Origin of the sequence: Pseudomonas sp. NFR02 (genome assembly GCF_900119375.1) — a bacterium.
GTDB classification, from domain to species: Bacteria; Pseudomonadota; Gammaproteobacteria; order Pseudomonadales; family Pseudomonadaceae; genus Aquipseudomonas; species Aquipseudomonas paracarnis.
The window spans coordinates 93333-114366 of the sequence record NZ_FPJJ01000008.1 but is presented as its reverse complement, the minus strand read 5'-3'; the positions used below and the strand labels follow the sequence as shown (position 1 = coordinate 114366).

At 61.5% G+C, this 21034-nt stretch carries 21 protein-coding genes; 10 read left to right on the top strand and 11 right to left on the bottom strand.

Translation table 11 applies throughout. The features are described from left to right. Window positions 1-21 precede the first annotated feature (21 nt). Entirely contained in the window at window positions 22-666 is a 645-nt protein-coding gene (gene nadD / locus BT199_RS22335; protein ID WP_003194480.1) for a nicotinate-nucleotide adenylyltransferase, read from the bottom strand. Then, window positions 666-1931 carry a glutamate-5-semialdehyde dehydrogenase gene (locus BT199_RS22330; protein ID WP_003194482.1) on the bottom strand — a complete coding sequence of 422 codons (1266 nt, stop codon included), beginning with the start codon at window positions 1929-1931 and terminating at the stop codon, window positions 666-668. The genes nadD and BT199_RS22330 overlap by 1 nt, the downstream gene beginning before the upstream one ends. 175 nt (window positions 1932-2106) lie before the next feature. Between BT199_RS22330 and BT199_RS22325 the strand changes: the two genes are divergently transcribed. Further along, window positions 2107-2790, top strand: coding sequence for a DNA-3-methyladenine glycosylase (locus tag BT199_RS22325; RefSeq protein ID WP_072435472.1), 684 nt, complete (start codon window positions 2107-2109; stop codon window positions 2788-2790). A gap of 162 nt (window positions 2791-2952) precedes the next feature. After that, a complete protein-coding gene (locus BT199_RS22320; RefSeq protein WP_019818749.1) occupies window positions 2953-4269 on the top strand; it encodes a bifunctional DedA family/phosphatase PAP2 family protein in 1317 nt (438 codons plus the stop codon). On the opposite strand, the gene BT199_RS22315 is transcribed toward BT199_RS22320, so the two are convergent. The 4 genes from BT199_RS22315 to BT199_RS22300 form a co-directional block, all read right to left on the bottom strand. Further along, a complete protein-coding gene (locus BT199_RS22315; RefSeq protein ID WP_019818751.1) occupies window positions 4263-4478 on the bottom strand; it encodes a hypothetical protein in 216 nt (71 codons plus the stop codon). The two genes, BT199_RS22320 and BT199_RS22315, sit on opposite strands and share 7 nt — an antisense overlap. Window positions 4479-4578: 100 nt before the next feature. Further along, the gene (locus BT199_RS22310; protein ID WP_019818753.1) at window positions 4579-5169 is read right to left on the bottom strand and encodes an LON peptidase substrate-binding domain-containing protein; all 591 of its coding nucleotides are present in this window, start codon (window positions 5167-5169) and stop codon (window positions 4579-4581) included. A 21-nt stretch (window positions 5170-5190) separates the two neighbouring features. After that, entirely contained in the window at window positions 5191-5907 is a 717-nt protein-coding gene (locus tag BT199_RS22305; RefSeq protein ID WP_014720092.1) for an LrgB family protein, read from the bottom strand. Beyond that, complete coding sequence (locus BT199_RS22300; RefSeq protein WP_014720093.1) at window positions 5904-6257, bottom strand: CidA/LrgA family protein; 354 nt, start codon at window positions 6255-6257, stop codon at window positions 5904-5906. The genes BT199_RS22305 and BT199_RS22300 overlap by 4 nt, the downstream gene beginning before the upstream one ends. A gap of 184 nt (window positions 6258-6441) precedes the next feature. Here BT199_RS22300 and BT199_RS22295 point away from each other — a divergent pair, with 184 nt between their 5' ends. The 3 genes from BT199_RS22295 (at window position 6442) to BT199_RS22285 (ending at window position 9451) form a co-directional block, all read left to right on the top strand. Beyond that, window positions 6442-6897 (top strand): MaoC family dehydratase, encoded by a 456-nt coding sequence (locus BT199_RS22295; protein WP_014720094.1) that lies wholly within the window; start codon window positions 6442-6444, stop codon window positions 6895-6897. 164 nt (window positions 6898-7061) lie between these two features. Next, window positions 7062-8780, top strand: coding sequence for a C13 family peptidase (locus BT199_RS22290; protein WP_072435471.1), 1719 nt, complete (start codon window positions 7062-7064; stop codon window positions 8778-8780). 29 nt (window positions 8781-8809) lie between these two features. Further along, window positions 8810-9451 carry an oxidoreductase gene (locus BT199_RS22285; RefSeq protein WP_014720096.1) on the top strand — a complete coding sequence of 214 codons (642 nt, stop codon included), beginning with the start codon at window positions 8810-8812 and terminating at the stop codon, window positions 9449-9451. A 139-nt stretch (window positions 9452-9590) separates the two neighbouring features. On the opposite strand, the gene BT199_RS22280 is transcribed toward BT199_RS22285, so the two are convergent. The 4 genes from BT199_RS22280 to BT199_RS27560 all read right to left on the bottom strand — a co-directional run bounded on the left by BT199_RS22280 (window position 9591) and on the right by BT199_RS27560 (window position 12615). Beyond that, window positions 9591-9875 (bottom strand): YceK/YidQ family lipoprotein, encoded by a 285-nt coding sequence (locus tag BT199_RS22280; protein ID WP_014720097.1) that lies wholly within the window; start codon window positions 9873-9875, stop codon window positions 9591-9593. Next, window positions 9868-10497: a flavin prenyltransferase UbiX gene (gene ubiX / locus BT199_RS22275; protein WP_072435470.1), complete on the bottom strand. Its 630-nt coding sequence runs from the start codon at window positions 10495-10497 to the stop codon at window positions 9868-9870. The genes BT199_RS22280 and ubiX overlap by 8 nt, the downstream gene beginning before the upstream one ends. Continuing rightward, entirely contained in the window at window positions 10494-11843 is a 1350-nt protein-coding gene (gene mpl, locus BT199_RS22270; protein ID WP_020301976.1) for a UDP-N-acetylmuramate:L-alanyl-gamma-D-glutamyl-meso-diaminopimelate ligase, read from the bottom strand. The genes ubiX and mpl overlap by 4 nt, the downstream gene beginning before the upstream one ends. Window positions 11844-11952: 109 nt before the next feature. Further along, window positions 11953-12615 carry a hypothetical protein gene (locus BT199_RS27560; protein ID WP_256576020.1) on the bottom strand — a complete coding sequence of 221 codons (663 nt, stop codon included), beginning with the start codon at window positions 12613-12615 and terminating at the stop codon, window positions 11953-11955. Window positions 12616-12697: 82 nt separating this feature from the next. Between BT199_RS27560 and BT199_RS27555 the strand changes: the two genes are divergently transcribed. Further along, a complete protein-coding gene (locus BT199_RS27555) occupies window positions 12698-12982 on the top strand; it encodes a hypothetical protein (protein ID WP_177480889.1) in 285 nt (94 codons plus the stop codon). A gap of 345 nt (window positions 12983-13327) precedes the next feature. Here the strand turns inward: BT199_RS27555 and BT199_RS22255 are convergent, their stop codons facing one another. Next, window positions 13328-15238 carry a sigma-54-dependent Fis family transcriptional regulator gene (locus BT199_RS22255; RefSeq protein ID WP_072435469.1) on the bottom strand — a complete coding sequence of 637 codons (1911 nt, stop codon included), beginning with the start codon at window positions 15236-15238 and terminating at the stop codon, window positions 13328-13330. Window positions 15239-15510: 272 nt separating this feature from the next. Between BT199_RS22255 and BT199_RS22250 the strand changes: the two genes are divergently transcribed. From BT199_RS22250 to eutC, 4 genes are all read left to right on the top strand, one after another. Beyond that, window positions 15511-17031 carry an acetaldehyde dehydrogenase ExaC gene (locus BT199_RS22250; protein WP_005791797.1) on the top strand — a complete coding sequence of 507 codons (1521 nt, stop codon included), beginning with the start codon at window positions 15511-15513 and terminating at the stop codon, window positions 17029-17031. 216 nt (window positions 17032-17247) lie between these two features. Continuing rightward, window positions 17248-18681 carry an ethanolamine permease gene (gene eat, locus BT199_RS22245; protein ID WP_003194515.1) on the top strand — a complete coding sequence of 478 codons (1434 nt, stop codon included), beginning with the start codon at window positions 17248-17250 and terminating at the stop codon, window positions 18679-18681. Window positions 18682-18744: 63 nt separating this feature from the next. Beyond that, the gene (locus BT199_RS22240; RefSeq protein WP_014720103.1) at window positions 18745-20139 is read left to right on the top strand and encodes an ethanolamine ammonia-lyase subunit EutB; all 1395 of its coding nucleotides are present in this window, start codon (window positions 18745-18747) and stop codon (window positions 20137-20139) included. Next, a complete protein-coding gene (gene eutC / locus BT199_RS22235; RefSeq protein ID WP_072435468.1) occupies window positions 20136-20972 on the top strand; it encodes an ethanolamine ammonia-lyase subunit EutC in 837 nt (278 codons plus the stop codon). Before BT199_RS22240 ends, eutC begins: the two co-directional genes overlap by 4 nt. Window positions 20973-21034 lie beyond the last annotated feature (62 nt).

Sequence of the window (21034 nt, the reverse complement as noted above, 5' to 3'; positions counted from 1 at the left end):
CGTGCGTTCAAGCGCGCCTTTTCAGTTCGACGCACGGTAAAGCCCGTGCGCATCGATGTAGGCCAGGACCGCGTCAGGCACCAGGAAACGTACCGACTTCCCGCTGGCCAGCAGTTGACGGATCTGGGTGGCGGACACCGCAAGCGGGGTCTGCCAGACGAATGCAATATTCCCGTTCGGCCCGGTCAGGGCCAAGGGGTCACTTACCGACCGCGCGGCCAGCAGGTTGCGCAAGGCATCCGGCGGTTCGCTGTCGGCATCCGGGCGTTGCAAAACCAGGATGTGGCAATGCTGGAGGAGTTCCTCCCAGCGGTGCCAAGAGGGCAGGCCGCAAAATGCGTCCCAGCCCAAAAGCAGAAACAGTGGGTCATCTGCGGCCAATTCGGCGCGCATCAGCTCCAGGGTGTCGATAGTGTAGGACGGTTTATCGCGCTTGAGTTCGCGATCGTCCACCACCAGCGGCGATATACCTTCTACGGCAACACGCACCATTTCCAGGCGTTGTTCTGCGGCCACCTGCGGCGTGTCGCGATGGGGCGGCCGAAAATTGGGCAGCAGGCGCAGCTCATCCAGCGCAAGGGCATCCGCAACTTCCAGGGCACTGCGCAAATGGCCGATGTGCACGGGGTCGAAAGTACCGCCGAGCAGCCCGATGCGTTTAGTCATCAAGTGCGCACATGACCGTCGCCAAACACCACGTACTTCTCACTGGTCAGCCCTTCGAGGCCCACCGGGCCGCGTGCGTGGAGCTTGTCGGTGGAAATACCGATCTCCGCCCCCAGGCCGTACTCGAAGCCGTCGGCAAAACGCGTCGAGGCGTTGACCATCACCGAAGCGGAATCCACTTCGTTGAGGAAACGCCGGGCATCGCTGAAATGCTCGGAAACGATGGCGTCGGTGTGCTTGGAGCCATAGGTATTGATGTGTTCGATGGCCTGATCCAGGTCGTCGACGATGCGGATCGACAGGATCGGGGCCGTGTACTCGGTGTACCAGTCCTGCTCGGTCGCCTCGATGACGTCCGCGCCCAGCAGCGCACGGGTGCGCTCGCAACCGCGCAGTTCTACCGACTTGTCACGGTAGATGGCGGCCAGCGGCGGCAGCACGCGCTCGGCAATGCCGACGTGCACCAGCAGGGTTTCCATAGTGTTGCACGGCGCGTAGCGGTGAGTCTTGGCGTTGTCGGCAATGCGGATCGCCTTGTCGAGATCGGCGGCGATGTCGATGAACACATGGCAGACGCCGTCCAGGTGCTTGATAACTGGCACCTTGGCATCGCGGCTGACGCGCTCGATCAGGCTCTTGCCACCACGAGGCACAATCACGTCGACGAATTCCGGCATGGTAATCAGCGCGCCCACGGCGGCACGGTCGGTGGTTTCCACCACTTGCACCACTTCGGCTGGCAACTCGGCCACGGCCAGGCCCTGCTGGATGCAGGCGGCGATGGCGCGGTTGGAGTTGATCGCCTCGGAACCGCCACGCAGGATGGTAGCGTTGCCTGACTTGAGGCACAGGCTCGCGGCGTCGATGGTCACGTTCGGGCGCGACTCATAGATAATGCCGATCACGCCCAGGGGCACGCGCATCTTGCCCACCTGGATGCCGGACGGCAGGTAACGCATGTCGCGAATTTCACCGATGGGGTCAGGCAGCTTGGCCACCTGACGCAGGCCTTCGATCATGTCGTCAATACGTGCCGGGGTCAGCGCCAGGCGGTCCAGCAGGGCTGGCTCCAGGCCGTTAGCGCGCCCATTGGCCAGGTCCAGCTCGTTGGCGGCGGTCAGCTCGGAGCGCGAAGCATCCAGAGCATCCGCAGCCGCCAGCAGCGCACGGTTCTTCTGCGCGGTGCTCGCACGGGCGATCAACCGCGAGGCCTGCCGGGCAGCGCGACCCAGGCGGGTCATGTAGTCAAGAACGGACTCAGTCATGGTCAGGGAGTCTTGGCAAAGAGGAAAGCGGCAGATTATAGCTGTGACGCCGCCCGACTGACAGCGGTGAGGGGCGGATGGTCGAAATGAACTGTAAAAACCCCAGGTTCAGGCGTAATTAAGCTGAGAGTTGTTATGATTCGGTCACATTTAGCCGTATCAACCCTTGACCGCCATGCCCGATTTTTCGCCCCAACTTCCCGCCAGCCCCCTGCCCGATAGCTTCTTCGACCGCGATGCCCAACTGCTTGCGCGCGAATTACTCGGAAAAGTCATTCGTCATCGTGTGGGCGATCTCTGGCTTTCGGCGCGAATTATTGAAACCGAAGCCTATTACGTGGCCGAAAAAGGCAGCCACGCCTCACTCGGCTACACAGAAAAGCGTAAGGCTTTGTTTCTGGATGGTGGCCATATCTACATGTACTACGCCCGTGGCGGTGATTCGTTGAACTTCAGCGCTCACGGCCCGGGCAATGCCGTGCTGATCAAATCGGCCTATCCCTGGGTCGACGACATTTCCGGCGCGGCGAGCCTGGCGCAGATGCTGTTGAACAACCCCAACCCCGATGGCAGCCCACGCCCCTCGCAAAAACTCTGTGCGGGCCAGACGCTGCTGTGCAAGGCCCTGGGCCTGAAAGTGCCGATGTGGGACGCCAAGCGCTTCGATCAGGAACTGCTGTATGTCGAAGACGTGGGCCAGGTGCCCGCGCAGATTATCCAGACCACGCGCCTGGGCATCCCCAGTGGGCGCGATGAACACTTGATGTACCGCTTCGTCGATGCTGGCTATGCGCCTTATTGCACGCGGAACCCGCTGCGTCGGGGCCAGGTCGAAGGCCGAGATTATTTTTTGATTTGATGATATCCGCAACACAGCGGATCCAATGTGGGAGCGGGCTTGCTCGCGAATGCGGCGTGTCAGTGAAGGAATCTGTTTCTGACACACCGCATTCGCGAGCAAGCCCGCTCCCACAATTGAATCTTCAGCGTTTTTTGAATATGTATGCATGGAGTGGATTGTATGGGCCAATGGCTCGATAGCATCACCGGCTGGTTGACCCTCAACCCACAATGGCTGGCAGCCGCGGTGTTTATCGTCGCGTGTGTGGAGTGCCTGGCGATTGCCGGGTTGATCGTGCCGGGCACGGTATTGCTGTTTGCAATCGCCGCGTTGGCTGGCAGCGGTGCGCTGCCTTTGAGTGAAACCCTACTGCTGGGCTTCCTCGGCGGTTTATTGGGCGACGGCGTTTCCTATTACCTGGGCCGCCATTTCCATCAGAACATCCGGCGCCTGCCCGGCCTGCGCCAGCATCCTGAGTGGATGAACGGTGCAGAAACCTACTTCCACAAGTACGGAATCGCCAGCCTGTTGGTCGGGCGTTTCATCGGCCCATTGCGTCCCATGCTGCCCATGGTCGCCGGCATGTGCGACATGCCCTTCCCGCGCTTTGCCGCTGTGAGCATCATTGCCGCAGCGGGTTGGACCGTGGCCTATCTGCTGCCGGGCTGGGCTGCCGGCGCCGCGTTCCGCCTGCCGTTGCCGGAAGGCTTCTGGCCGGAAGCGGCGATTATCGCGGCGTGCCTGGCGGTGCTGCTGGGGCTGAGTTTGAACAGCAGTTGGCGCGGGCATCGGCGCGCCACCTTGTGGATCGGTTGCGCCAGCCTGGTGTTGTTAATCGCGTTGTTTATCGGCTATCCCCACCTCAATGACTTCGACCAGGGCCTGAGCGCCCTGGTGCAAGAGCATCGCAGCCCGTGGCTGGACGAAGTGATGGTACGGGTCACCCAACTGGGTGAGTTCAAGAAGATGTTCTTCGCCAGCGCGGTGTTCACTGGCCTGTTGCTGTTGGCACGGCAGTGGCGCCACGCGGTGTTTGTCGGCGCCACCCTCGCTGGCGCGGCAGTGATCAACACCGGCACCAAGCTGTTTTTCGCCCGGGGCCGCCCGGAAATCCTCACCGACCCGCTGACCAGCTTCAGCATGCCCAGCGGCCATGCCTCCGGTGCCTTTGCCTTCTTCCTGGCGCTCGCGGTATTGGCCGGTCGCGGTCAACCCACGCGGCTGCGCCTGACCTGGATGCTGCTGGGCTGCATTCCGGCGGCGTTCATTGCCTTGTCACGGGTGTACCTGGGCGCCCACTGGCCGACGGACATCCTGGCCGGCACGTTGCTGGCGATGACCGTGTGTGCGTTCAGCCTGACGGCCATCCAGTACCGCAGCCCATTGCCAGCCATGTCGCAAAAAGCCTGGTGGCTGGTGCTGCCCGCCGTGGTGGCCGTGCTCGGTTTTATCGCCTTTACCGGCACGCCCCACGCCCTGCTCAGGTACGCCTACTGACCCTTGGCCGGGCCGATCCAGTCCACGGAGGCGCTGCGCCGTTCAACGCAACGTTCGCGGCGCTCCAGTAACATCTCATCAGCCACTTCGGCGGCGCGCTCGGCAATGTACTCCGCGCCCCGCGTGGCTTGCTGCTGGAGTAATTGCGTGGTCACGCTGACAAAATAAGCGTCCCACGCCACTTGTTCCGAGGGTGTCAGCCGAATCATGGTTCTCTCCGATCATTGTTGTGTGATCGGAAAATAGTGCAGGCGACACCGTGGAGACGACCGAGCAAAGTCTGAAAGCGCTGTCAGGCAAATCCGAACCTCAGGTGAACAGCTCGCCCTGCAGTTCATCGAGCAACATCTGGATCGCATCCAGCCGTTGCTGTGGGTCGTCCAGTTGCAGCAAGTCGATCTTGTCGGCTTCGGTAAACGGCAACAGATAGGCCAATTGATTGCCCAGGGCTTGCTGGCCTTCGGCGTGGCCGCCCATGTCCAGCGAGGCCACCATCGGGTGCTCGGCCAGGGCCTCAAGCAACGCCAGCAAGTCGGCGTCCTCTTCGCCCAGCGGCGCGTCCGGCAACTCTTGCAACCATTGCACTTGGGCCACCAGCAATTGGTCTTTCTGCACGTCGGCCTCACGCACGCGGAATCGACGGCCACCTTCGACGCGAATGCCCAGCAGGCCGTTATCCTGCTGCTTGAAGTCACGAATCAGCGCTTCACAACCGACAAGCGCATAGCCGTCAGGGGCCGCGCCCACCTCTGAGCCATCCAGGATGCACACCACACCAAAGCCTTCGCCCTTTTTCATGCAACGGCCGATCATGTCCAGGTAGCGCGCCTCAAATATCTGCAAGTCGAGGATGCAGCCCGGGAACAGCACAGTGTTGAGGGGGAATAGCGCCAGACTCATAACGGTTTCCTTAAACCTGGGTTAAACAATGACCGACACCGCCAACGGTAGGAACACCGCCGTGGCCACGCCCATCAAACTCATGGCCAGCGCCGCGAAGGCGCCGCATTCTTCGCTTTCCTGCAGGGCCACCGAAGTGCCGACGGCGTGGGCGGTCATGCCCAAAGCCATGCCGCGCGCTTCGGGGCTGCGCACTCCCAGCCGTGACAAGAGCGCTGGGCCGATCATCGCGCCGACCACCCCAGTGATCAACACAAACACCGCCGCCAAGGCCGCCACGCCGCCGATCTGCTCGGCCACCAGCATGGCAATCGGCGAGGTCACCGACTTGGGCGCCATGGTCATCAGCACCCGGTGCTCAGCCCCGAACCACCACCCCAACGCCACACAAAGACCAGTGGCCAATACCCCGCCTACCACCAGCGTAGTAAAAATCGGCCAGAACAATTGGCGAATCCGTCGCAGGTTCAGATAAAGCGGCACCGCCAGGGCCACGGTCGCAGGCCCCAGCAGGATGCCCATGATCTCGGTGCTCTCGCGGTATTCGGCGTAGCTCAGCCCGCAGGTGAGCAGCACGCCGATCACCAGCAACATCGACACCAGCACCGGCTGCAGGAAGATCCAGCGGGTTTTCTCGAACCCCGCCAACACCAGCTGATAGGCGCCCAGGGTGATACCGATACCGAACAACGGGTGATGAATGACCGCCGTCCAGGCGCCCTGCCAGTCGAGGATCATTGGTCCTTCTCCTTGCGCTTGACCATCTGCTGCATCAGCACGCCGACAAAGCCCATGGCAACCACTAGCGACAGCACCAACGCCCCGACGATGGCCCAAAAATCCGCCACAATGTCCTTGGCGTACACCATTACCCCCACGGCCGGCGGCACCAGCAGCAGCGGCAGGTAACGCAACAGGCTGCCGGCCGCCAGGCTCAGGGGCTCGCCGACTTCACCGCGCCAGACCAGAAAGCCCAGCATCAGCAACAAGCCGATGATTGGCCCAGGCAGCACCGGCACCAGCAAATGATTGATAGCGGTGCCGATCAGTTGAAACAGCACCAGCCAGGTCAGGCCACGTAACAGCATCCCGCTCTCTCCCCCTCAAATCCCGCGCGCATTATAAGCACGCCCGCCCTATGCTCCGGCATTCGCCAAAAGCATGTTGGGTTGACCGGGCTGATTGCCCGTGATGATCTACAGTGGTTCTCTGCAACAAAAAAAAACGCCCCTTATCAACGGGCACATAAGTGATGAACCAAGGAGAGACGCAATGCCCTATGTACCCGTAGCGCAGCTCAAAGATTACGTCGGCAAGGAACTGGGACGTTCCGAATGGCTCACCATCGACCAGGCACGTATCAACCTCTTCGCGGAAGCCACCGGCGATCATCAGTTCATCCACGTCGACCCGATCAAGGCGGCGCAAACCCCGTTCGGCAGCACCATTGCCCATGGGTTCCTGTCGCTGTCGCTGATGCCCAAGTTGATGGAAGACATCCTGATCATGCCCGAAGGCTTGAAAATGGCCGTCAACTACGGCCTGGACAGCGTGCGCTTTATCCAGCCGGTGAAGGTGAACTCCAAGGTGCGCCTGAACGTCACCCTCACTGACGTCACCGAGAAAAAGCCGGGCCAATGGCTGTTCAAGGCGACGGCCACCCTGGAAATCGAAGGCCAGGAGAAGCCGGCCTACATTGCCGAGTCGCTGTCACTCTGCTTCGTATAATCACCACACCTTCCTCTGTAGGAGCGAGCTTGCTGAATAAATGCGGTGCCTGTGAGTTTTTCGCGGGCAAGCCCGCTCCTACAGGTGGTAGATCCTGCGCATAGACCACTAGGTTCGGCACCCCGGCTACGGCATACTCGGCGCTCACTTATCCGGATCCCGCTATGCGCCCACTCGCTCCCCTTGCCCTTGCCCTGTTGCTCACCGCTTGCGGAGACGGCGAATCGCTGTTGCCGCCCGATGCGCGCCTGCCCGATGGCGGCCGCTACCGTGGCGATGTGGTCAACGGTTTGCTGCAAGGCCAAGGCCGTGTGGACTACCCCAATGGCAGTTGGTACGCCGGCCAGTTCGACAAAGGCCAGTGGCACGGCCAGGGCGAATGGCATGGCAGCAATGGCGAAGTCTATAAAGGCGAATTCAAGCAGGGCCTGTTTGATGGCCAGGGCAGCCTGACCACGTCGGGCAGCAGCTACGTGGGCGGCTTCAAGAATGGTCGACGCAACGGCGAAGGCACCCTCAAAGAGGGGCAGATGACCTATCGCGGCGAATTCCAAGACGACCAGTATTCAGGCCTCGGCCGCCTGGAACTGGCCGACGGCAGCCAGTATCAGGGCCAGTTCGCCCACGGCAAGCCCAATGGCGAAGGCCAGCGCAATGACGACAGCGGCAACCAGTTCAGCGGCCGCTTTGTCGATGGCCAACTGGAAGGCAATGGCACCTTTAATAGCGCCGAGGGCGATATCTATGTCGGCCAATTCAAGCAGAACCAGCTCAACGGTAAAGGCCGCTACGAGAACGCCGACGGCGACGTATGGATCGGCCAGTTCAAGGAGGGCGCGCTGACCGGCAAAGGCGAACTGATCGGGGTTGATGGCAGCCACTACGTCGGCCAGTTCAGTGACTGGCGCTTTACCGGCGAAGGGCGTCTGAACCTCACCGATGGCAGTTTCTATATCGGTGGCTTTGACAGTGACAACTATCAAGGCCGTGGCACCCTGGTCCTCACCGACGGCACCGTGCAGTCCGGCACCTGGGTCAATGGCCTGCGCGTACGCGACGCCGAGGGCAAGCTGCTGCCCGACCCACTGGAGACCGGCATACTGGCCCAAGGCCGCTTGCTTAATGACGCCCTGGCGACCGTGCCCGCGTCCACCCCGGCGGTGGAACTGTACACCCTGGTGCTGGCCGGTGACGGCAAACAAAGCGTGTTCCTGCGCGAAGCCGATTACGTCAGCAACCTGCTCGCCACCCGCTTCGGCGCGCGCGGGCAAGTGCGCCTGGTCAACCACCGCGACCATATCGCCGACCGCCCCCTGGCCACCCGCGAAAGCCTGCGCCGCTCGGTACAAACCCTGGCCGAACGGACCGGGCCGGAAGACCTGGTGTTCATTTACCTGACCAGCCATGGCACCCATGAGCATGAGCTGGTGCTCGACCAACCGCGCATGGAACTGGCCGACCTGCCCGCCGACGAGCTGGCCGCCGTGCTCGCACCGCTGAAAAACCGCGACAAGGTCATCGTGATCTCCGCATGTTATTCCGGCGGCTTCATACCGGCGCTCAAAGATGAGCGCACCCTGATCATGACCGCCTCCCGCGCGGACCGCGTGTCGTTCGGCTGCTCGGAAGAAGCAGACTTCACCTACTTCGGTGATGCGCTTTTCGCACAGGCTTTCAACCAAACGGATGATTTGCAACACGCCTTCAAACTGGCACAACTGCACGTGGCCGAACGCGAACAGGCGGACAATTTCGAAGCCTCCGAACCGCAGATCTGGGCGCCTAAGGGCGTGATCGCCCATTGGCAATTATTACGTAAACAGCAGGCACGAAAGGCGCTCGAAAGCGTCTCAATGAATAGCAAGGAAGCCAAAGGCAACTAAGCTGTAACGTGTAACAAGGGGGAAACACCATGTACCTGACACCGCAGCATATCTTGCTGGCCGGGGCCTCCGGCCTCACTGGCGAACACCTGCTCGACCGCCTGCTCAACGAACCTACCGTGACCCGCGTGCTGGCACCCAGCCGCAAACCATTGGCTGAACATCCACGCCTGGAAAACCCGGTAGGCGACCCGGCGGTGTTCCTGCCGCAACTGAGCGGCCGCGTGGATATTGCCTTCTGCTGCCTGGGCACCACGATTAAAAAGGCCGGCTCGGAAGCGGCGTTCCGTGCGGTCGACCTGGACATGGTAGTGGCCTTCGCCAAACGCGCACGGGAACTGGGCGCGCGGCATCTGATCGTGATCAGTGCGATTGGCGCCGACCCGAAATCCTCGGTGTTCTACAACCGGGTCAAAGGGGAAATGGAACTGGCGCTCCGAGCGCAAGACTGGCCGCAGTTGACCATCGTACGTCCCTCGCTCCTGCTGGGTGAGCGACTGGAACCGCGCCTGGCCGAACAGTTGGCCGGCCCGCTGTCACGGCTTATCCCGGGCAAGTACCACGGTATTGAAGTCTGCGAACTGGCCCGCGCCATGTGGCGCCTGGCGCTGGAAGAACAGGATGGCGTGCGGGTGGTGGAGTCGGACGAGTTGCGCAAACTCGGCAAGTGATGATGCAGGGCTGTTACTGATCGTTCCCACACTCTGCGTGGGAACGCCGGTTATGACGCTCTGCGTCATGCTTGGGACGCGGAGCGTCCCCGACTGCATTCCCACGCGGAGTAAACGATCCACCCAGTTAGCCCTTATCTTACAGCCCGCCCGTGGCGTTGAAGCCAACCCCCAGCACCGTCAGCACCGACAGTGGCAACAACAAGGTATCGAGCAACGCACTGGCCGGCAGGTCGAGATGGGGAGAGCTCGGGGCCTCGGCACCAAAGCGATCCTTGGCGCAACAACCGCCATTGATCGCATACAGGTCCAGGCGCGTGCCGGCATACACCACCGGCGCGCCCGCCTGCGCGGCATCCAGCGTGCGCGCGGTGGCACAGCCGGTGAGTTGCAGCGCCATCAACAGCAGCAGTGCTTTATTCATCGCCGCCCAGATGGTGCTCGCCCCAACGAGGCAACATGTCCTGGGGAACGTTCAACAGGTTGAGAATGCGCGCCACCACAAAGTCCACCAGGTCATCGATGGTCTGTGGCTGGTGATAGAAGCCTGGCGACGCGGGCAGGATGGTCACGCCCATGTTCGACAACTTGAGCATGTGCTCCAGGTGAATGCTCGAATACGGCGCTTCGCGCGGCACCAGGATCAATTGGCGGCGCTCCTTTAAGGTCACGTCCGCCGCCCGTTCGATCAGGTTGTTGCAGGCGCCCGTGGCAATCGCCGACAAGGTGCCGGTGGAACACGGCACCACCACCATCGCCGCTGGCGCACCGGAGCCTGAGGCTACCGGCGACATCCAGTCTTCTTTGCCGTAGACCTTGATCTGCCCCGCCGCTGCGCCGGTGTACTCGGTGAGGAATGCCTGCATCATCTGCACCTTGGAAGGCAGCGCGACATCGGTCTCAGTCGCCAGCACCAATTGCGCCGCCTTGGAGATCAGAAAATGCACCTCACGGTCTTCACGTACCAGGCAATCGAGCAGGCGCAGGCCATAGGGCGCACCGGATGCGCCGGTCATCGCCAGGGTAATGCGTTCCGGCCCGCTCATTTCAGTGCCTCGGCCAGCTTGCCGTGCAGGCCGCCGAAGCCGCCGTTGCTCATGACCACCACGTGGGTGCCGGCCTGGGCCAAGGACTTCACATGCTCAATGATGCCTTCCAACGAATCGCAGACTGTGGAGGGCACGGTGCATAGCGCAGCAATCGCGGGCAAATCCCAGCCAAGGTTGGCCGGTGCATACCACACCACCTGGTCGGCATCGTTGACGCTTTCGGGCAGGCCATCACGGTGCGCACCCAGCTTCATGGAGTTGGAGCGCGGCTCGACGATGGCAATGATCTGCGCATCGCCGACGCGCTTGCGCAGGCCATCCAGGGTGGTGGCAATTGCGGTTGGGTGGTGGGCAAAGTCGTCGTAGATGGTAATTCCATTTACTTCAGCGACTTTCTCCATGCGCCGCTTCACACTCTTGAACGCGCTCAAGGCGGCAATGCCCATGGCTGGTACCACGCCAACATGCCGAGCGGCAGCCAGGCTCACCAAAGCGTTGGCCACGTTGTGTTGGCCGGTCATGCCCCAATCGACGATGCCTTGGGGTTGGCCTTCGAACAGCACTTCAAACCGCGAACCGTCTTCGCTGAGCAACCTCGCCTGCCACTGCCCGCCCGCGCCGGTGGTTTGCACCGGGGTCCAGCAGCCCATGTCGATCACACGCTGCAACGCAGGCTCGGTGGTGGGATGAATGACCAGGCCTTCGCTGGGAATGGTGCGCACCAAGTGGTGGAACTGCCGCTCAATCGCCGGCAGATCGGGGAAGATATCCGCGTGATCGAACTCAAGGTTATTCAGGATCGCTGTGCGCGGGCGGTAATGGACGAACTTGGAGCGCTTGTCGAAAAAGGCGCTGTCGTACTCGTCGGCCTCGATCACAAAAAACGGTGTCTCACCCAGGCGCGCTGATACCGAGAAGTTCTGCGGCACGCCGCCAATCAGGAACCCCGGGCTCATGCCCGCATGCTCCAGCACCCAGGCGAGCATGCTGCTGGTGGTGGTCTTGCCATGAGTGCCTGCCACTGCCAGGACCCAACGGCCTTGCAGCACATGGTCGGCCAGCCACTGGGGGCCGGAGACGTAAGGCAAGCCTTTGTTCAGTACGTATTCCACCGCCGGATTGCCGCGCGACATGGCGTTGCCGATCACGACCAGGTCCGGCACCGGGTCGAATTGCGCGGGGTCGTAACCTTGGGTCAGCTCAATCCCTTGCGCCTGTAGCTGCGTGCTCATGGGGGGATAAACATTGGCATCGGAGCCAGTTACATGATGGCCCAGCTCCTTGGCCAGAACCGCCATCGAACCCATGAACGTACCGCAGATACCCAGAATATGAATGTGCATAGTCGACCTCGTAAACATCGAGGCAGGTTAGCGTAGGGTGGGAAAGTTCGCACGCTTTAGCTGAGCGCGAAACGCCCGCCGGTAGGATCCGGCGGGCAAAAAGGCTGCCTTAAACGGAGGCCTCGGTTTTTTTGGCTTCGGCGTCTTTCAGGGTAATGATCCGGTCAGCCGCCTTTTCCAAGGCGCGATAACGGCGCTCTATCACGCCTAAGCGGCCCCCCGTGCCTGGGGCGGTTTCTGGTTCGAGGTGAGGTTTGAAAATAATGCCGTTATCCTCGGCCACTTGCTTCATATGGGTTTCCGAAATGCTCAGTAACTGCTCAAGGTTATCCAAGCGTGCCCCCCGCTCCTTGGGCCAGGCGTCGCCCATGGCAAGCCGGTCTTCAGTATTTCCCGACGCCAGCGTGATGATGACATTGGCAAATTCCAGCACCACTTTTTCTACCCGGTCCAGATGGCGCGTGGCCGAAGGCGTTGGCGTATCCGATGTGGTTGGCGCGGCTACTTGCGGTGTAGACGCGGGATCGGGCTTTGCAGTACCAGGCAAATGCGGCGGCGGCAATGGCGACGGTACATACTGGCCCTTGATCGCCTCTCCCGCGGCCACGGACCCGGCGTATGCGCCCACATTGATCGGCGCGCTGACGATGCCATTGACGCCCGCGTTGATGAACGCGTCCTTGATTGTCTTGCCGGTTGAAGGTGAGGTGGAAATAACCCCTGCCTTGACCAGCCTGTCGGCATCCAAAAGCCGCTGGGTGACATCGGCCACACTGATCTTGGGCGGTTCCACCGGCTTTACGGAGACAACCCCGCCACTGGTGGGCGTTTGAGGCCCCCTGGTCACTACGCCCTTGAGTTTATCTAAGGCCGACTGGCTTGAACTGGCTGCGGTCGAGCTGGTACCAGGGTTATTTCCACCCAGTGCGTTCTGCAGCCTGGTGGCAGTGGGATTGACCGGGGCGGGCGGCACCCTGGTCGATGGACCGGGGGACACGGACGCAGGCGACGGCACCTTGATCGATGGCGTGGGAGACACGGGCGCCGTGGGCCGGGTTGCGCCTCCAAATGGGAACCGCCGTCCGAAGAAGGAGATTCCACGCTTGTTGCGTACCTTCGGCGCTTGGTCGGCCTCCTGAGCAGAAGGCGGCGTGTCATGGTCAGGCTGAGGGGGGTCCATCGGTTCGCCCCAGCCCGTTATCGAGTGTTGCGGTGGGGAGGTGGGCGTAACATCAAGTTGAACAGGGAGTTGTGGCACAGGAGTCGTTATTGGACTTGTAATATTCATGTGTTGTCACCCTAGAAGTTTCAAACAGCGGTGTTTAAGGGCAATTGATGCTCTGCCCTTATTCCATCAGTGCTTAAAACAACGTGCCACGTTCCGGGACGACGTGAACGGGTAGAGCGATAAAAAACCTTAAATGACGTGGGACAAAAACGAGTCGTCCGCAATAACGGAGTTATTCCGACAACTGTCGCGCGCCCTAATGCATGGCGCCCCGTGAAATACCATGTTTGCGTAACTTGCGATACAGCGTATTGCGACTGACGCCCAACTGTTCCGCCACATGGCTCATATGCCAGCGCTGCTGCGCCAACGCATCGAGTAATGCCTGGCGCTCGGCGCTTTCCAGTGGCAAAGCGTACGGCGCATCCGCCCTTGCCCCTTGCGGCCGCGCCTGGCGAATCAGCGCCGGCAAGTCTTCAAGACCGACTCGCCCGCCCTCACAGAGTGCCACCACCGTGCGCAACACAGTACGCATCTGCCGCAGGTTGCCGGGCCAGTGGAATGCCAACAAGGCCTGGCGCGTCGACTCGTCGAGCATCACCTGCTCGGTGCCTGCTTCCTGCGCCAAGAGGAAATCCAACAGTTGCGACTTGTCACTGCGCTCGCGCAACGGCGGGAGGGCGACTTCCAAGCCGTTCAAGCGGTAATACAGGTCTTCACGAAAGCTGCCATCGGCCACCCGTTCCAGCAAATTGCGGTGCGTGGCGCTGATGATGCGCACGTTCACGGCTTGGGGTTCGCCGCCGATAGGCACCACCAGGCGATCCTCCAGCACCCTTAACAGGCGGGTTTGTAACGCCAGGGGCATGTCGCCGATTTCGTCGAGAAACAGCGTGCCACCATCGGCCTGTTGCAGCTTGCCGCGCATGCCTTCTTTAAGGGCGCCGGTGAAACTGCCGGCGCGATAGCCAAACAGTTCGCTCTCGATCAGGTTTTCTGGAATCGCCGCACAGTTCAGCGCGATAAAGGCCTTGTCGCCCCGCTGGCTGCCCTGATGCACGGCCTTGGCGAAGGCTTCTTTACCGCAGCCGGTTTCGCCGTTGATCAGCAAGGGCACATCGCGCTCGAACACTCGCGAGGCCTTGCGCAGCTCATTTTGCAACGCCGGGTCGCCCAGGCAGATACCCAATGGGCGTGACGCCTGTGGCTTGATGATAGGGGCCGGCGCACTGCGCGGCTGGCCTCGCAGCGCTGCGAATAAAGGCCGACCATCGCGGGTGCGCAGCGGCCAACTGGCCGTGGCATTTGCGCTGGCCCGCCCCAGCAACTGATCCAGGGAGCAGTCGAAAAACGCTTCCACCGGCTGGCCCACCAAGCCGCCGCGCAACTGCCCCAACAGGTTCAGGGCGCTCTGGTTGACCGCACAAATGCGCCCTTCGCCATCAAACGCCAGCAAGCCTTCGCTGAATAACCCGACCGACTCGGCCTGCAGGTGAAAACGCAACAGCCAGTGGTGTTCGAAGTGGCGCAGGAAGTAGCAACTTTCGATCATCTTGGCCGACAGGTTCACCAGCGCCATGGTGTGGAACTGGCTTTGGCGCGACACGGCTTCGCGGGCCGAGGACACATCCAGCACCGCCAGCAATTCACCATGAGGATCGAACACCGGGCTGGCCGAACAGGTCAGCCCGGTATGACGGCCGCGAAAATGCTCGTCACGGTGGATCGTCAACGACTGCCGCTCTACCAGGCAGGTGCCTATGCCGTTAGTGCCTTCGCAGGCTTCGCTCCAGTCAGCGCCCAACCATAAGCCGGCGCGCTCGAAAATCTTGCGCTCCGACGGCGCGGTGACACAGTTGAGGATCACCCCGCGCGCATCGGTGAGCAGCACCGCATGGCCGGCGCCGGAAAGTTGCTGGTGCAGGCTATTCATCTCGCTGCCGGCGATGTGCAGCACTTGGCGCAGGCGTTCGCGACTTTCCAGCAGGCGCCCGTGTTCAAGCACGGTAGGCGCGATGGTCAGCGCCGGGTCGAGGTGGTAGTCCTCCACGCAGCGCAGCCAGGAGCGGGCGATGGACGGGTCGCTGCCCGGCCCCTGGGAAAGCTCTTGGCCACGGGTGACGGTCAGGACTTGCTGGGCATGGCGGCTGAAATGATCGTTATGCATGTTCTTATTATTCTCCCTGCGTGAGAACGCCCAGCATCCCCCAGCCATTGGGCCTTTGCAATCCCGGCCCGACCCACCGGTCACAGGCTGTACCGCTTATGGCACAAACTGTCACCACGCCTGTACCACACCTGTCACGGCACCGCCTTGCGACAAAGCCCAACCCATTGATTTTGCTGGCCCGCACAGCAGTGGCCCAACCTTTGCTCTACGCTTTATAACGCGCTTGCCGCGCTGTACTCCAATAAACATAAAAGCAGGAGATGCTCACCATGCGTTATGCACACCCCGGTACTGAAGGCGCCATCGTTTCGTTCAAGGCCAAATACGGCAACTACATCGGCGGCGAATTCGTGGCGCCAGTCGATGGCAACTATTTCTCCAACACCTCGCCGGTCAACGGCAAGCCGATAGCCGACTTCCCGCGTTCCACCGCCAAAGACATCGACAAGGCGCTGGACGCCGCCCACGCCGCTGCGGACGCCTGGGGCAAAACCTCGGCCCAGGACCGTTCGCTGGTGCTGCTGAAAATCGCCGACCGCATCGAGCAAAACCTCGAACTGCTGGCCATCACCGAAACCTGGGACAACGGCAAGGCCGTGCGTGAAACCCTTAACGCCGACATCCCCCTGGCTGCCGACCACTTCCGCTACTTCGCCGGCTGCATCCGCGCCCAGGAAGGCAGCAGCGCCGAAATCAATGAACTCACCGCCGCCTACCACTTCCACGAGCCGCTGGGCGTGGTCGGCCAGATCATCCCGTGGAACTTCCCGCTGCTGATGGCCGCCTGGAAACTCGCCCCAGCCCTGGCCGCCGGTAACTGCGTGGTGCTCAAGCCCGCCGAGCAAACGCCGCTGGGCATCAGCGTGCTGATGGAGCTGATCGGCGACCTGCTGCCACCGGGCGTGCTGAACGTGGTGCACGGTTTCGGCAAGGAAGCCGGCGAAGCCCTTGCCACCAGCAAGCGCATCGCCAAGATCGCCTTCACCGGCTCAACGCCTGTGGGCTCGCACATCATGCATGCGGCGGCCGAGAACATCATTCCGTCTACGGTGGAGTTGGGCGGCAAGTCGCCGAACATCTTCTTCGCCGACATCATGAAAGCGGAACCTGCATTTATCGAAAAAGCCGCCGAAGGCCTGGTGCTGGCGTTCTTCAACCAGGGCGAAGTGTGCACCTGCCCTTCCCGTGCTCTGGTGGAAGAGTCGATCTACGACGACTTCATGAAAGTGGTGATGAAAAAGGTCGAGTCGATCAAGCGTGGCGACCCGCTGGATACCGACACCATGGTCGGCGCCCAAGCGTCCGAGCAGCAGTTCGACAAGATCCTGTCTTACCTGGAAATCGCCAAGGGCGAAGGCGCGCAATTGCTCACGGGCGGCAAGGTGGAGAAGCTCACCGGCGACCTGGCCACCGGTTATTACATCCAGCCGACCCTGCTCAAGGGCACCAACGACATGCGCGTATTCCAGGAAGAAATCTTCGGCCCGGTGGTGAGCATCACCACTTTCAAGGATGAAGCCGAAGCCCTGGCGATTGCCAACGACACCGAGTTCGGCCTGGGCGCTGGCCTGTGGACCCGCGATATCAACCGCGCCTACCGCATGGGCCGGGCGATCAAGGCTGGCCGCGTGTGGACCAACTGCTACCACCTGTACCCGGCGCATGCCGCGTTTGGCGGTTACAAGAAGTCTGGCGTGGGCCGTGAAACCCACAAGATGATGCTGGATCACTACCAGCAGACCAAGAACTTGCTGGTGAGCTACGACATTAATCCGTTGGGCTTTTTCTAACTCAGCCTTATAGCAAGCAACCAGTTCCCAACTTGAAATGCAATCAAGTGTGGGAGCTGGCTTGCCTGCGATAACGATGTATCAGCCAAATAAGGGGTAGCAGACAGGCCGCTATCGCAGGCAAGCCAGCTCCCACATTTGATATCACACGCAATTGCTACCTCGTTCGGCACACAGACGCCGAGTCAAAAACAATAAGAATGGAAGGTACTTCCCATGCCTAGCGAACCCACTGGTTCTTCTGTCGACTTCGAAAAAGTCGGCACCGATTATTTTCAACAACGCGAACTGAAAAAAGGCGCCGCCGGCTGGGTACTACTGGTTGGCCTTGGCGTCGCTTATGTTATTTCCGGCGATTACGCCGGCTGGAACTTCGGCCTGGCCCAGGGCGGCTGGGGTGGCATGTTCCTCGCCACCTTGCTGATGGCCACCATGTACCTGTGCATGTGCTTTTCCCTGGCCGAGTTGTCGTCCATGATCCCCACTGCTGGCGGTGGCTACGGTTTTGCCCGCAGCGCTTTTGGCCCTTGGGGCGGGTTCCTCACCGGCACTGCCATCCTTATCGAATACGCCATCGCGCCCGCCGCCATCGCGGTGTTTATCGGCGCCTATTGCGAGTCGTTGTTCGGCATTGGCGGCTGGATGATCTACCTGGCGTTCTACATCATCTTTATCGGCATCCACATCTTTGGTGTGGGCGAAGCCTTGAAGCTGATGTTCGTGATCACCGCCGTCGCCGCGATTGCCCTGGGCGTGTTCCTGGTGTCGATGGTGCCGCACTTCAACGTCGCCAACCTGCTGGATATACCCGTGACCGAGGCCAAGGGCGCCAGCAGCTTCCTGCCGTTCGGCTACGTCGGCGTGTGGGCCGCGATCCCTTATGCCATCTGGTTTTTCCTGGCGGTGGAAGGCGTGCCGCTGGCCGCTGAAGAAACCAAGAACCCCAAGCGCGACCTGCCGCGCGGGCTGATCGGCGCGATTGTGGTGCTGACCAGTTTTGCCCTGTTGATCCTGGTGATCGCGCCGGGCGGTGCGGGCACTTATGCGCTGATCAAATCCGGCAACCCGCTGGTTGAAGCCTTGGCGTTGTCTTACGGCGGTTCCACCTGGATGGGGAGCTTCGTCAACCTGGTCGGCCTGGCCGGTTTGATCGCGAGCTTTTTCTCGATCATCTACGCCTATTCGCGGCAGATCTTTGCCTTGTCCCGTGCCGGTTACCTGCCGCGCAAATTGTCCGAGACCAACAAGAGCAAGGCGCCAGTATTGGCACTGGTAATCCCCGGGATTATCGGCTTTGGCCTGTCGCTGACCGGCCAGGGTGACTTGCTGATCCTGGTGGCGGTGTTTGGCGCCACGATTTCCTACGTGTTGATGATGGCCGCCCACATCACCCTGCGCATCCGTCGCCCTAAAATGGAGCGGCCATACCGCACACCCGGTGGCATCTTCACCTCAGGCGTGGCACTGGTGCTGGCTTGCGTGGCCGTGGTGGCGGGCTTTCTGGTGGACCCGCGCGTGGTGATTGGCGCGGCGATCATCTATGGAGTATTAATTGCTTACTTTGCTTTCTACAGCCGGCATCACTTGGTAGCAGGCACGCCGGAAGAGGAATTCGCGGCGATCCAGGCCGCAGAGGCCGCCCTGCACTAACTGCCGAAAACCTCGACGCGGCGCCTTGCCCACAGCAGGCGCGCGTCATCAAGGAGACACTGTATGGCAAGCTTTTCCCACGCGGTGGGTGCTCAAACCTACCGCTTCGACAGCCTCAAGGACGTGATGGCCAAGGCCAGCCCGGCACGCTCCGGGGACTTCCTCGCCGGTGTCGCCGCGCAGAATGACGGCGAACGTGTGGCGGCGCAGATGGCGCTGGCAAATATCCCGCTCAAGCACTTCCTGCAGGAAGCATTGATTCCTTATGAAAGCGATGAAGTCACCCGGCTGATCATCGACACCCACGATAAACAGGCGTTTGCAGCGGTCAGCCACCTCACTGTCGGCGGCCTGCGCGACTGGCTGCTCAGCGATGCGGCCGATGAACAGGCCCTACGCGCATTGGCGCCAGGGCTGACACCGGAAATGGCCGCGGCCGTGTCCAAGATCATGCGCGTGCAAGACCTAGTGCTGGTGGCGCAGAAGATCCGCGTGGTCACCCAGTTTCGCGGCACCCTGGGCCTGCGCGGGCGCTTGTCCACGCGCTTGCAGCCCAACCACCCCACCGACGAACCGGCCGGCATCGCCGCGAGCATCCTCGACGGCCTGCTGTACGGCAACGGCGACGCCATGATCGGCATCAACCCGGCCACCGACAGCATCGCCTCGATCTGCGCCATGCTCGAGATGCTCGACGCGATCATCCAGCGCTACGACATCCCCACCCAGGCCTGCGTGCTGACCCACGTCACCACCTCCATCGAGGCGATCAACCGCGGCGTACCGCTGGACCTGGTGTTTCAGTCGATTGCCGGTACCGAAGCGGCCAATGCCAGTTTCGGGATCAACCTGAACGTGCTGCAGGAAGGTTATGACGCGGGCTTGAGCCTCAAGCGCGGCACCCTGGGCCAGAATCTGATGTACTTCGAAACCGGCCAGGGCAGCGCTTTGTCGGCCAATGCGCACTTTGGCGTCGATCAGCAAACCTGTGAAACCCGTGCCTACGCCGTGGCCCGGCACTTCAAGCCGTTTCTGGTGAACACCGTGGTCGGCTTTATCGGCCCGGAGTACCTGTACAACGGCAAGCAGATTATCCGCGCCGGCCTTGAAGACCACTTCTGCGGCAAACTGCTCGGCGTGCCCATGGGTTGCGACATCTGCTACACCAACCACGCCGAAGCCGACCAGGACGACATGGACACCCTGCTGACCCTGCTCGGCGTGGCCGGCATCAACTTCATCATGGGCATCCCCGGCTCCGACGACATCATGCTCAACTACCAGACCACCTCGTTTCACGACGCCCTGTACGCCCGGCAAACATTGGGTTTAAAACCGGCGCCGGAGTTCGAGCAGTGGCTGGCGAAAATGGGCATCTTCACGCAGGCTGATGGCAAGGTGCATTTTGGCAATAGCTTGCCACCGGCCTTTCGTCACGCCTTGGCGCAATTGGGATGAAGGAGCCGACCGTGCAACCAGAATTGCCTGACAACCCGTGGCTGGAACTGCGCCGCCTCACCCCGGCGCGTATTGCCCTGGGCCGCACCGGCACCAGCCTTCCCACCAGCGCCCAACTGGACTTCCAGTTTGCCCACGCCCAGGCGCGGGACGCGGTGCATTTGCCGTTCGATCACACCGGCCTCAGCCGCCAATTGGCCGAACGTGGCCGAGACAGCCTGTTGCTGCACAGCGCCGCCACAGACCGGCACATGTACCTGCAACGCCCGGACCTGGGGCGACGCTTGAGCGATGAGTCGGCGCAAACATTGCGCGACTACGCTTCGGCCCAGCCCGGCGGGGTGGACTTGACCATCGTAGTAGCCGATGGCCTGTCGGCACTGGCGGTGCATAAACATACAGCACCGTTTCTGGCGCGCCTGGAAGAACAGACCCACGCCGAAGGCTGGTCCTTGTCACCGGTGATCCTGGTGGAGCAAGGCCGCGTGGCGGTAGCCGATGAAATCGGGCAGCTACTGGGCGCCAAGATGGTGGTGATCCTGATCGGCGAACGACCGGGGCTCAGCTCGCCGGACAGCCTGGGCCTGTATTTCACCTACAACCCCAAGGTCGGCCTCACCGATGCCTATCGCAACTGCATCTCCAACGTGCGGCTGGAAGGCCTGAGTTATGGCATGGCGGCCCATCGCCTGCTGTACTTGATGCGCGAGGCGTGTCGCCGGCAGTTGTCGGGGGTTAATCTCAAGGATGAGGCACAGGTTCAGACCCTCGAATCGGACGACCCGGACCTGATGAAGGGCAATTTCCTGCTCAGCCCGCCCGATGACCGATAGCGGCAAGATTGCGCTTTTTGGCGTCATTAGGCAGCATCGAGTCACGGCCGCTCGTGTGGTCA